The organism is Helicobacter sp. T3_23-1056 (assembly GCF_053654535.1).
The window spans coordinates 16,488-28,128 of sequence record NZ_JBSIUU010000011.1; the positions used below are offsets into that span (position 1 = coordinate 16,488).

Annotated in this window: 11 protein-coding genes and 1 pseudogene; 1 reads left to right on the forward strand and 11 read right to left on the reverse strand. The window is 41.7% G+C overall.

Going from position 1 to position 11,641, the window contains the following annotated elements; all coding sequences use genetic code 11:
* Window positions 1–8 precede the first annotated feature (8 nt).
* The 11 genes and pseudogenes from mreC to hisF form a co-directional block, all read right to left on the reverse strand.
* The gene (mreC, locus tag ACWIUO_RS07045) at window positions 9–818 is read right to left on the reverse strand and encodes a rod shape-determining protein MreC (protein WP_454177206.1); all 810 of its coding nucleotides are present in this window, start codon (window positions 816–818) and stop codon (window positions 9–11) included.
* Between the two features lie 54 nt (window positions 819–872).
* Window positions 873–1,913, reverse strand: a complete 1,041-nt coding sequence (locus tag ACWIUO_RS07050; RefSeq protein ID WP_454177207.1) for a rod shape-determining protein — start codon at window positions 1,911–1,913, stop codon at window positions 873–875.
* A 2-nt stretch (window positions 1,914–1,915) separates the two neighbouring features.
* Complete coding sequence (clpX, locus tag ACWIUO_RS07055) at window positions 1,916–3,310, reverse strand: ATP-dependent protease ATP-binding subunit ClpX (protein WP_454177208.1); 1,395 nt, start codon at window positions 3,308–3,310, stop codon at window positions 1,916–1,918.
* Between the two features lie 13 nt (window positions 3,311–3,323).
* Window positions 3,324–3,587 carry a hypothetical protein gene (locus ACWIUO_RS07060; protein WP_454177209.1) on the reverse strand — a complete coding sequence of 88 codons (264 nt, stop codon included), beginning with the start codon at window positions 3,585–3,587 and terminating at the stop codon, window positions 3,324–3,326.
* A complete protein-coding gene (gene lpxA / locus ACWIUO_RS07065) occupies window positions 3,580–4,386 on the reverse strand; it encodes an acyl-ACP--UDP-N-acetylglucosamine O-acyltransferase (RefSeq protein ID WP_454177210.1) in 807 nt (268 codons plus the stop codon). Before lpxA ends, ACWIUO_RS07060 begins: the two co-directional genes overlap by 8 nt.
* Window positions 4,387–4,425: 39 nt before the next feature.
* Window positions 4,426–4,905 carry a 3-hydroxyacyl-ACP dehydratase FabZ gene (gene fabZ, locus ACWIUO_RS07070; protein WP_454177211.1) on the reverse strand — a complete coding sequence of 160 codons (480 nt, stop codon included), beginning with the start codon at window positions 4,903–4,905 and terminating at the stop codon, window positions 4,426–4,428.
* Between the two features lie 74 nt (window positions 4,906–4,979).
* Window positions 4,980–5,198, reverse strand: a complete 219-nt coding sequence (locus ACWIUO_RS07075; protein WP_454177212.1) for a hypothetical protein — start codon at window positions 5,196–5,198, stop codon at window positions 4,980–4,982.
* A 243-nt stretch (window positions 5,199–5,441) separates the two neighbouring features.
* A complete protein-coding gene (locus ACWIUO_RS07080) occupies window positions 5,442–6,854 on the reverse strand; it encodes an epoxyqueuosine reductase QueH (protein ID WP_454177213.1) in 1,413 nt (470 codons plus the stop codon).
* A gap of 325 nt (window positions 6,855–7,179) precedes the next feature.
* Window positions 7,180–8,391: pseudogene (rlmN, locus tag ACWIUO_RS07085) on the reverse strand (23S rRNA (adenine(2503)-C(2))-methyltransferase RlmN); the annotation flags it as partial.
* Between the two features lie 146 nt (window positions 8,392–8,537).
* On the reverse strand, window positions 8,538–9,257 hold the full coding sequence (locus tag ACWIUO_RS07090; protein WP_454177214.1) for a phosphorylase family protein: 720 nt from the start codon (window positions 9,255–9,257) through the stop codon (window positions 8,538–8,540).
* Between the two features lie 98 nt (window positions 9,258–9,355).
* Window positions 9,356–10,120 carry an imidazole glycerol phosphate synthase subunit HisF gene (hisF, locus tag ACWIUO_RS07095; protein WP_454177215.1) on the reverse strand — a complete coding sequence of 255 codons (765 nt, stop codon included), beginning with the start codon at window positions 10,118–10,120 and terminating at the stop codon, window positions 9,356–9,358.
* A 360-nt stretch (window positions 10,121–10,480) separates the two neighbouring features.
* Here hisF and ACWIUO_RS07100 point away from each other — a divergent pair, with 360 nt between their 5' ends.
* On the forward strand, window positions 10,481–11,641 hold the full coding sequence (locus ACWIUO_RS07100) for a ribosomal RNA small subunit methyltransferase A (RefSeq protein WP_454177216.1): 1,161 nt from the start codon (window positions 10,481–10,483) through the stop codon (window positions 11,639–11,641).

An 11,641-nucleotide genomic window follows, 5' to 3' on the forward strand; every position in this document is an offset into this window, starting at 1 on the left:
ACTTGCACCTAAAATGGATTTGCTTCCTCCACACTTTGTGTCTTAGCACCTGTATCCACTAGCCACACATACCCTAGCGTAGAGCTTTGCGCATAGGGCTTTATCTCCGCGCTGATATACCCAAAATCCGTATTTACCGCACTTACTTCCCCTACCAAAATCCCCTCGATAAATATCCCGTCCATTCCGCTAGTTCGCACTTGGTCGCCCACTTTTACTTTGTGCCATAGCGGGATAAAATCTGCCGTCACGCGATTGCTACTAAGGGCTGAATTATGCACGATGGCGGGGACTTTTTCATCGCCGATATGCACGCTATACGCGCTTTTTTTGTCTCCATTAAAAAACCCCATAACCTTTTGCCCATCGATAAGGGCGATTCCTAGCACCATATTATCCCGCACTATCCCAAAGATTCTATCTTTTGGATAGTCTTTCGCATCAAAATTTATCCACACGCGATTATAATCCCCCATACCCACATACGAATAAACCCGCGCAGGCAAGAAGCTAGCGTCATTATGAAAAGAATGTTGTGTGTCAAACACTGATAGCGCGTCTAGCTCGGATTGTGTATGAAGTAGCTGAAGTTTTAGTTTTTCGTAGTCTTGAAGTTTTGCTTTGTATGCTTCGATACTTGAGGCTTGATTTAGGTATTTTTGGTAGCCAAGTGAGATTCCCTCTTTGGCATTTAGCACAAAGGTTTTTACGCTATCACTCACCGCCATAATGCCATTTTGCAACATTTTGCTAGAATCTATGGCGATAAAAAGCACCGCCATAAGCACGACAATAAAGCTAAGTGATTGATAGCGCATTTGCTGTTTCTTTTGTGTTTTTAGCTGGCATATCGTAGTTTAGATTTTGCGCGATTATTGATAATTTGCCGTATTATACACAGCATCTATCTCTTCTAATGCCTTGCCCGTGCCTTTTGCCACCGCTAGCAAAGGCTCATCGCCAATAAACACAGGCAACTTAATCGTATCGCTTAGATACCTATCTAGCCCGCGTATAAGCGCGCCACCGCCCGTTAGCGTTAGCCCATTTTCTACCAAATCCCCCGCCAAATCCGCAGGCACGGATTCTATCACGCTTTTTACCGCAGAGCTGATTTCTCGTAGCTGGTCTTTCATCGCTTCTCGTATATCCTCGCTTGTAAGCGTTATAGTATCAAGTAGCCCGCTTACTTGGTCGCGCCCTTTGACTTCCATTGATAGCATATTATCTAGCGGGGCTGCCGCACCGATTTCGATTTTTATTTCCTCGCCTAGTCGCTCACCGATGAGCAAATTATGATGCTTGCGGACATAATTCACAATCGCCAAGTCGATTTTATCCCCCGCTACGCGCACGGATTTGGAGATGACTAGTCCGCCTAGAGAGATTACGCCGATTTCAGTAGTCCCACCACCAATATCTACGATAAGGCTTCCTTGAGGCTCTTTGATAGGCAGTCCCGCGCCAATCGCCGCTGCCATAGGCTCTTCGATAAGGAAAACCTCCCTAGCACCCGCACTCATTGCCGATTCTTTCACAGCTTTGCGCTCCACACCTGTAAGCCCATAAGGCACGCACACCATTATGCGCGGACGCACCAAAGCCTTGCGATTATGCGCTTTTTGGATAAAGTGGCGAATCATCTTTTCAGTTACATCAAAATCCGCAATCACCCCATCTTTCATCGGGCGAATCACTTGGATTCCATTAGGCGTTTTTCCCACCATCTCCTTTGCTTCATAGCCCACCGCGACTATCTCACCATCTCTATCAAACCTATCCACGCGCACCGCCACTATGCTTGGCTCATTGACAACGATTCCTTGCCCTTTGACAAGCACGAGGGTATTTGCCGTGCCCAAATCTATCGCCACATCGTGCGAAAACATTCCTACGATTTTATTTAACAACACTGCTACGCTCCTTTTACTTTAGAGATTTTTTTGTGCTTTATGAGCAATGGTTTGGATTTTTGCTCGACACATTCTTTGGTGATTACGACTTCGTGCTCTCTCATCGAAGGCAAGTCAAACATAATATCTGTCATAAACTCTTCGATAATCGCCCTAAGCCCCCTAGCACCCGTCTTTCTAGCGATGGCAAGCTCTGCGATAGATTCTATCGCTTCTTTTTCAAAGCTAAGTTTGACATTATCATCGACTTCAAAAAGTTTTTGATATTGCTTTATAAGCGCGTTTTTGGGCTTAGTAAGAATATCTATCATCGCTTCTTTTGTGATAGGCTGCAAAGTAGCCGTGATATGGAGTCGCCCGATAAGCTCGGGGATAAGCCCATAGCTCACCAAATCATCTGGCTCTACTAGATTTAGCACATCTTTTTGCTCGGATTTTGTCTTTTGTATCTGCCCAAACCCAAGCACATTATCCCCCATTCTACGCTGGATAATCTCACCCAAACCATCAAAAGCCCCCCCGCAAATAAACAAAATATTTGTCGTATCGATTTGGACAAACCGCTCATTTGGGTGCTTTCTGCCACCTTTTTCGGAGATATTTACCACACTTCCTTCGATGATTTTTAGCAATGCTTGCTGCACGCCCTCCCCGCTTACATCACGCGTGATAGAGCGATTTTCACTTAGACGAGAGATTTTGTCAATCTCATCGATAAACACGATTCCCCTTTGTGTCTTTTCTATATCGCCATCAGCGGCTTGATAAAGCCTTGTTAGGATATTTTCGACATCTTCGCCCACATAGCCCGCTTCGGTTAGGCTTGTGGCATCGCTTATAGCAATAGGCACATCTAAAAACCTAGCCAAAGTCTGCGCCATAAGGGTTTTGCCACTGCCTGTGGGACCGATAAGCAAGATATTAGATTTTGCGATTTCGACATTATCGTTTTTGGATTCTGCCAAATCCTGCACGATAGGCGAAGCCACAGAAGAAGCAATAGAAGAAGTCTGCGATTTTTGCTGTGCTTGCTGGGTTTGTTGGGTTTGCAGATTGTGTGCGATTCGCTTATAGTGGTTATATATCGCTACGCAAAAGACTTTCTTTGCCTCTTCTTGTCCTATGACATATTCATCAAGTTTTGCTTTTAGCTCTTTTGGGCTTGGCACTTTGCTATGAGACAAATCAAAATTTAGAGACTGCTTTTGCGTGCTAAAGCTGATTTTCCTAGAGCTAAAAAACGGGTCTAAAAACTCCTTGTAAATCGCGCTAATACAAGGCAAACAAATAAACGCAAAAGAATTGCTTGGGTCGTTTGGATTAGGATATTTCGCGCGCAATCCCTGCCTATGCTCCCCTATGGAATTTCCACAAAAATTACAAACAGCTTGATTCATGCACTGCCTCTCTTTATAAATTCTTTTTTGAAGTTTTTGTTTTTATAGGCACCAGATTTTGGGTATCATAGCCAAAATCTAGTCCAAAAACTACGATATTGCTCACACTATTTGGATTATTTAGTGTTGCAAAGCTAAGTCCATTTCGCCCGATATTTTTAGACAAATTTTGACACACATTTTGCCAATACTGCAAATCTTGCAAATTCTGCTTAAAATCCTGCCAATTCTGTTTAAAACCTTCCGCAAACAACGAAAACAAATTGATTTTATACATTTTCCACCTCTACTTTTCGCAATGGAATCCCCCTCTTAGAGCCAATGACAAATTCACAGATTTTCTTAATAGATTCTCTTTTGGTAGATTTTTCCATACAATCTAGCGTTTTTTGCGCAAATTCTCGCATAGACACCGCAGCAAAAAGCTCCTTATAAAAATGGCTTATCTCATCAATCTCTTTGCTGTCAAAAAGTTTCCGCATTCTATGTTTATTTAGCCCGCGAATCACCGCCCTATTGCCCTCCGCCATACAAAATGGTGGAATATCTTGACTCAACGCACTAGCCCCCGCTATCATCGCTCCATCGCCGATTTGGACAAACTGATGCACGGGCGTCATTCCACCGATATTTACAAAATCCCCTAATGTTATATGCCCGCCAAGCGTAGCATTATTTGCCAAAATGCAGTGATTGCCCACCACGCAGTCGTGTGCGATATGCACAAACGCCATAAACAAATTATTATCTCCAATAATTGTCTTGCTAATCCCCCCTTCTGTCCCGGGGTTAAACATACAATGTTCACGGATAATGTTATTATCCCCGATGATTAGCTCGACTTTTTCGCCCGTGTATTTCAAATCCTGCGGAATCGTGCCTAGCACCGCATAGGGGAAAATCGTGTTGTTTTTGCCTATCGTAGTGTCGCCCAAAATCGTTACGCCATTATAGAGCTTGCACCCCTCGCTTATTTTCACCCCCTCGCCAATCACGCAAAAATCGCCAATATCCACGCCATCAGCGATTTGCGCACCCTTTGCGATAACGGCGGTTTGTGCGATTTGCGCTCTCACTTTTTGCTCTCCCTATCTAAGATTTTTTATAGATTTTGCTTATGTGGCACTTGTCGTGCTAGATTCTGCGTTATCAGCTACCATAGCTTTTAGCTCGGCTTCGCACACTAGCTTGCCATCTACAAACGCCTCCCCTCTAAGCGACCACACAGCACCTTTGTGCTTTAGCACACTTAGACGATACTCCAATCTATCGCCGGGCACCACAGGGGAGCGAAACTTCACGCCATCAATCGTCATAAAATACACAATCTTATTTTCCGCAGCATTTACATCATCGCCCCACATACTCACAAACGCCAGAACCCCACCAGCTTGCGCCATTCCCTCGATAATCATAACTCCCGGATAAATAGGCTTACTAGGAAAATGCCCCAAAAAAACCTGCTCATTTGCCGTGATATTTTTATACCCCTCGATTAGCGTGTCTTTTTCTAGCTTGGTAATCCTATCGACAAGCAAAAGCGGGTATCTATGTGGCAATATCTTTTTAATCGCGTTAATATCCATTATGCTCATAGCTCACACCTTCTATCGCGTGTATCTTATGCGCCATATCTCAAAACACCTTTTTCAACCTCTACGAACAAAAACTACCTAAAATCGCTTGCAAAACGCCCAGCATTTTGGCTTAACATTATCTTGCTTGATAGTGCCAAATGCGGTATTTGCGGGCTTAAAGGCTTAAATAGATTTTGGTAGATTTTGCTGATTGCACCAAAGTTTGAGATTTGCGCTAAAAACGCAAGATTATACACCATTTTTGATAATGTTTTATATGATTTTAATTGGATTTCATAATAATTTTGCATAAAATAGTGGCATTTTTTATATTTTTTGGTTAAATTTAGTGTTTTTTAGCGCATTTTTCCTGTTGGTGATTTTTGCATTTTTGCAAAAACTTTCCAAAAACTTTGTTTTCAAAAAATTTTTGTGATAATTTTTTACGATTTTTTACAATGTCCGCACATTGCCAACACTTTTTACAATGCCCACACAAAGCCACGACACAAAAACCACCACAAAACAACAAAATATCCAAAAATGCGTTAAACCTATTCAATCTCTATAATCTCAAACACTTTTTCATCTTGAAAAAATGATTCTATATGAAGTGAGATAGGATTTTGACTTGCGGGGTTTTTAGGTTTTTGATTTGCAGAAACTTGCTGTGTAGATTTTAAAAAATCTTGTTTTGCAAAATCTAGTGCATTTTCCACATCAGCATTTGCTCCAAACTCTCCAACGCACAAACAATCATCAACCACCACGATAGGATTTATCGACTCATACCCACAAAGTCTATACCGCAAATCCAGCTCTTTTTCGTATTTTATGGGATTTCTAGCTATCTCGCTCGCGCTCTCATATTGCACATTCACAAGGGTATTAAAACTTTTTAGTGGCAAAAATATCGTGTCATCTTTTGGGCTAATGCCAATGGTGATTTTGGTAGCATTTTTAGTGTATTGGTTTTGCGCTAGATTTTGCTTTTTTGTATTTTTTGCAGATACGCCCGCTGATAACTTCGTAGATTTTGCATTCCTGTCTGCGTGGGTTATGTGTTTTTCTTGCCTTTTTGGATACATATCCTCACAAGATTCCAAGACACCAAAATCCACCAAAAAACCATCACTCAAACCCCTACCCAAATCCACCAAAATTTCTACCCAGCTTAGTAGCTCCATTTTCACTTTTTTTGACTCAGAGTGCGCTAGCACATAGTTAGATACAGACTCTCCATTTACAAATAGCGTATGTTTTAGCACACGATAGACGCGCTTTTTTCTCTGCGTCAAAATATATTTTTTGCCCTGTTTTTCTAGCCTATCTCGTTTGGAAAAAACCGCGATTCGCTCTTCAATGCTTGCGGGCAAATCTCGCCTGCCAATATCACTCATCATTTCCAAGCTATATCGCCCCTGCTTTTCTCGCTGTTTTTCTAGCGCATATTTACACCCACAATAATTCTGCCGATAGAGATTGTCTCGCTTAGCAAGCGCGTTTTGCTTATTTACGCCACCTTTTGCACGGACATTGATTTTGACAAAATCCAAATTTTTTGCCCGCGCGATAATATCCCCCTGTGTGTAGAGAATCTCCTGCTCTTTCATAGGGCTTGCAAGTAGCGTGCTAGTAAATCGCGCTTCGCCTATCTCGCTCGCCACTTCTGCGCTCCGCTCTAGCCGAATGTCAAAACACCTCTCACACCGCTTGCCTTTCTCTGGCTCTTCCTCTAGCCCGCGCACCCCCTCTATCCATTCATCGGTATCATATCGCCCCTCGATTAGCCTCACCCCTAGCATCTCACAGCTTCTGCGCACATCTTGCAACCGCAAATCGTGTTCAGATTTTGGGTGAATGTTTGGATTGTAAAAAAAACCGATGAGATTCTCGCTAGGATACGCTTTTTGCAATTCGCTCAAAAAATAATGACTATCTACCGAACAACAAATATGCACCAACATTGTTTTGTCCTTTTGTTTTATTTGATTTTGTATCGATTTTGTGTATTTTGGATTTTGCTAATCTTTTTTATCATCTCGTATGAAGTAAAGATACCCACCGATACCACCCACTAGCACAAGTAGCAAAAACACAAGCAAAAACACTTCTAAACTATCCATTTTGATTCTCCCTTTGTGTAGATTTTGATATGGATTTTGGTTTGCAAATCCCGCTATGATTAGACTTTGGGCGCGGCATTGTAGATTTTGCAAAAGCTTTTATATTTGTATTGTCAATATATTTTTTATCCAAACTAGAATCCAAATCATTCACAAATGTTTCATATGAAACATTTTTATGCAAATCATTTATTTTATGTCCATCATTATTTTGCTTTGCATTATGCAGTTTTTTCTCACGCAGTTGCCCACAAGCAGCCGAAATATCCACGCCTTTAGATTCTCTTATGGTGGCTAGCAAACCTTTTGACACAAGAAAATCAGCAAACTCTTTCACTTTTTTCATTTCTGGGCGTTGATATTTTGACTCTTTGTGAGGATTAAATAGTATCAAATTTACTTTCGATTTTATCCCGTTTAATAGTTTTAGCAACTTTTTCGCGCTTCCCAAATCATCGTTTATATCCTTTATCACAAGGTATTCAAACATCACTCTTTTGCGAGTATCGATGGGAAATCGCTTCACAGCTTCAATCACCGCTTCAATATTATAAGTCTTATTTATGGGCATAAGCCTGCTTCGTAGCTCATCATCTACCGCGTGCAACGAAATCGCCAACTGAACCCCCAAATGTAAATTGCCTAGATTCTCTATCTGCGGGGCGATACCGCTTGTAGAAATCGTCTGTCTTTTGGGCGAAATCGCTAGCCCGTCCAACTCACTAAGGATTTTTATCGCCCTTACCACCTCATCAAAATTATGCAACGGCTCGCCCATACCCATAAACACGATATTCACACGCTTGTGGGATTCTAGGGCATTGTCTCTTTTTAGGAAAACCACTTGCTCGACTATCTCGCCCGCGCTTAGATTTCGCACAAATCCACCCCTAGCCGTAGAGCAAAAAGAGCAGCCAACTTTGCAACCGATTTGACTAGAGAGGCAAAAAGTCCATTTTTCGCTTGCCAAAATCCTGCCTTTTTCATCACGCATTTTATCACGCATCTTGATACACACCGACTCAAAACAATGCCCATCGCTTGCTTCAAAAAGATATTTTTGTGTGCCATCTTTACTTGTTTCTTTGGTGATTAGCTTTAGATTTTGCGTTACAAAACCCCTGCTTAAAATCCCGCGCAAATCTTTTGGCAAATTCATCATTTTAGCAAAATCATTTTCATAGCGAACATAAAGCCAATTATAAATCTGCTTTGCTCGGTATGGTGGAAATTTTTGGGCTAGATTTTGTGCAAGATTTTGCGGTGATTTTTGTGGTGGCGTTTGTGTTGGATTTTGTTTTGTGCTAGGTTGGGCTAGATTTTGCTCATCATTTTTTGCTAGATTTTGCTCAAAATCTAGCGCAGATTTTCGCTCCATATCTCGCCCATATTCTTCGCAGGAAAATCCATTAGCCAAAATCCCCTCTAGCTCTTTCAAAGAAAAACCATAAATATTGATTTTGCTAGATTCGCAAATTTTTATGCTTGTGCTTTGGTTTTCGCTCATCGCTAATCCATTTTTATCTATTTATTTTCACAGCTTCTAGGCAATATATTTTGTATCAAATCCTCCAGCCTAGATTTTGCCTCACTATGATTTTCCAAAAAATCCTTATGCGCATTTTCATCGCAATAGTTCGTTACACAAAAAATCCCCATAGCAGGCACACCAAAAGTTTGTGCTACTTTCATCACGGCAAAAAATTCTATATTTTCTAGCAAGATTCCAGCGTTTGCCATTTGCTTTGCCACACTTTCATCAGTCGTTATATAGTTTGAAGAATTCACCACCGCGCTTTTTATCTGCCCTTTCATTCCACCAACTTTTTTTACATTTTGTTGCGCCAATGTTTTAAATGTTTCATATGAAACATTTGTATCCATATTTTTTCGCTCCGCCACATTGCCCACAGCACTATTTCTATCGCAAAAAATTTTTTTGCCCAAAAACACCCCAAACATATCAAAATCCACCTCCTCCATTTTCACCACATTGTCTATCGGCGTATAGCTCCCTCCTTTTAAAAAGCTAGATTCTATCTGTGTAGCCTCTACCGAAAAAAACATATCGCCTATCAAAATCTCTTTGCTATACGCCCCAGCACTCCCCACAAAAATGATATTTTCTACTTCCCTAGCCCCGCCCAGCAGTAGCCTAGCTAGCCCCAAGCTAGCCTCTACTAGCCCCACACCTATGGGCGTGGCATAGCATAGATTTTCATTTCTCCCAGCACATACTAGCACTTATATCGCTCCCGATATTTTTTAAAATCCATAAAATTTTCCAACCACACAAAATCCAACACGCGCACAAAAACCGCACAAAACATAAAAATCCACCCTCATATCCTAACCGCAATGCCACGACTATGCAGATAGCTTTTTAGCTCACCGATAGAAATCTCATCGTTATGAAATATGCTCGCAGCCAATGCCGCATCAGCCACCCCAAGCTCAAACACCTCCGCTATATCGCTCATCTTGCCAGCCCCACCAGAAGCGATGATAGGTATATCCACCACCTCGCGCAATGCCCTCAACCCCTCCAAATCATACCCCCCCTTTGTCCCATCTGTATCCATACTCGTATGCAGGATTTCCCCCGCGCCATTATCCTCGCAGATTTTTGCCCATTCGCATAGCTCTAGCTCCACCCTCTCTCGCCCGCCTTTGATATACACTTCTTTTTTGCGTGGATTCTCACTTGATGAACGCGTATCGATAGCCGCCACCACACATTGCGAGCCAAATCGTTTTGCCGCTTGCGCCACTAGACTAGGATTTTTTATCGCCGCGCTATTTAGGCTGATTTTGTCTGCGCCAGCATTTAGCAGGGCATACATATCTTCTAGGCTAGAGATTCCCCCGCCAATAGTTAGCGGGATATACACTTCTTTGGCGATTTTTTCACATAGCGATACGATAGTTTTGCGATGTTCAAAAGACGCCGTTATATCTAGCAGGACAAGCTCATCTGCCCCAGCGTCATTATAGATTTTTGCTAGCTCCACAGGGTCGCCCACGCGTTGGAGTCCTACAAAATTCACCCCCTTTACCACCTGCCCATCTTTTATATCCAAACAGGGGATAATCCGTCTTGCTAGCATTTAGATTCCTTTTGTTGTTGCTTTTTTGTTGCTTTGTTTGTCAAAATCTATTTTTTCACACATTTCACACGCACTTTTTGCGCCAAGCCAAACAAAATCAGCGCAAATTTTTGTGCGCAATCATAGCATTTTTTAGTCCTTTTTGCCTATTTTTTGGCGACACTAGGGATATATTTGCACAATTTTGTGCGATTTTGCACCAAACTTTAGCCACAATTAACAAAAACTTCGCTACAATACCTCCCAAAAATGCTTTTATAAATAGATTCCACGCCCCCAATCCAATGGCACAATCACAAAAAAAGACAAAAATCGGCATACATTTATAAAAGGATTTTCCTGCAAAAAACAAAAAACATAATGCAAACAAACCAAAATATTAAACCCAAAAAGCATTATGGGCAGAATTTTTTAAAAGATTCTATAATCATAGATAAAATCCTCCAAGCAAGCTCCGAGCTATTCAAAAGCACAAAAGCTTCGCTAGAATCAAAAGCGCAAAAACCGCTAGAATCCAAAATAGCACAACCCCTACAAAGTGCGCAAAAATCTAGTGAAAAAACCCCACTAGATTTGGATGCGCACTCTAGCAAAGATTCTAGCACAAACGCTTTAGACAAAAAAGCGCAAAATCTAGCTCTTGTAGAAATCGGCGTTGGCTTGGGTGATTTATCCATTCAGCTTTTGAGTCTCGCCCCCCTCATAGCCTATGAGATTGATGAGACTCTGTGTTCTTTTGTATTGCAACGATTTAAAAGTGAGAATCTAGCAAATGATTTTGATTTGAGGCAAGTAGATGTGCTATCCCTGCCTTTTGCCATAGATGCGCAAAAAAGCAAAAAACCCCCAAAAAACAAACAGGGAAACACCAAACAAGATAGCCACTACGCAAACCCTAAGCAAAATCCAAAATCTAGCCTGCCCCCTTTTTGGCTTGCTAGCACGCCATATATGCTTATCTCAAATCTCCCCTACTACATCGCCACGCGCATTATCCTTACCGCGCTAAAAGACCCGCTTTGTTTGGGGTTTGTGGTGATGACGCAAAAAGAGGTCGCGGATAAATTCTGCGCTACAAGCGGGGATAGCAAGTTTTGCGCTCTATCTGTGCTAGCACAAAGTGCGGGCGAGATAAAGTGGCTTTTTGATGTGCCAAAAGAGGCTTTTAATCCTATGCCAAAGGTAACTTCATCGGTATTTAGCCTACGCAAAATCAACAAAAAAAGCCAAATAAGCAACGCGAACAACGCTAGTCAAATAAGCAACGCAAATCAGGCTAGCCAAGCCCAAAATCTTTATGGCACGCTAGATTTTAAGCTAGATTCTAATGAGTTTGAAAATCTACTAAAAATCGCTTTTTCCTCCCCTAGAAAAAAGCTGTTTTCAAACCTAGCAACGCATTATGACAAAAGCGCGTTAGAGAAAATCTTTGCTACGCTTAATTTGCCTATAAAAGCAAGGGCACACGAGCTTTGCACACAGGATTATCACCACATTTTCACAAAACTTCACAAAACCTAA

What these genes read in the sequence shown, in the direction of transcription:
- ACWIUO_RS07100 (WP_454177216.1), top strand. Translation starts at nt 10,481, where the DNA reads ATGCAAACAAACCAAAATATTAAACCCAAAAAGCATTATGGGCAGAAT.
- hisF (WP_454177215.1), bottom strand. Translation starts at nt 10,120, where the DNA reads ATGCTAGCAAGACGGATTATCCCCTGTTTGGATATAAAAGATGGGCAG.
- clpX (WP_454177208.1), bottom strand. Translation starts at nt 3,310, where the DNA reads ATGAATCAAGCTGTTTGTAATTTTTGTGGAAATTCCATAGGGGAGCAT.
- ACWIUO_RS07080 (WP_454177213.1), bottom strand. Translation starts at nt 6,854, where the DNA reads ATGTTGGTGCATATTTGTTGTTCGGTAGATAGTCATTATTTTTTGAGC.
- ACWIUO_RS07060 (WP_454177209.1), bottom strand. Translation starts at nt 3,587, where the DNA reads ATGTATAAAATCAATTTGTTTTCGTTGTTTGCGGAAGGTTTTAAACAG.
- fabZ (WP_454177211.1), bottom strand. Translation starts at nt 4,905, where the DNA reads ATGAGCATAATGGATATTAACGCGATTAAAAAGATATTGCCACATAGA.
- ACWIUO_RS07075 (WP_454177212.1), bottom strand. Translation starts at nt 5,198, where the DNA reads ATGCAAAATTATTATGAAATCCAATTAAAATCATATAAAACATTATCA.
- mreC (WP_454177206.1), bottom strand. Translation starts at nt 818, where the DNA reads ATGCGCTATCAATCACTTAGCTTTATTGTCGTGCTTATGGCGGTGCTT.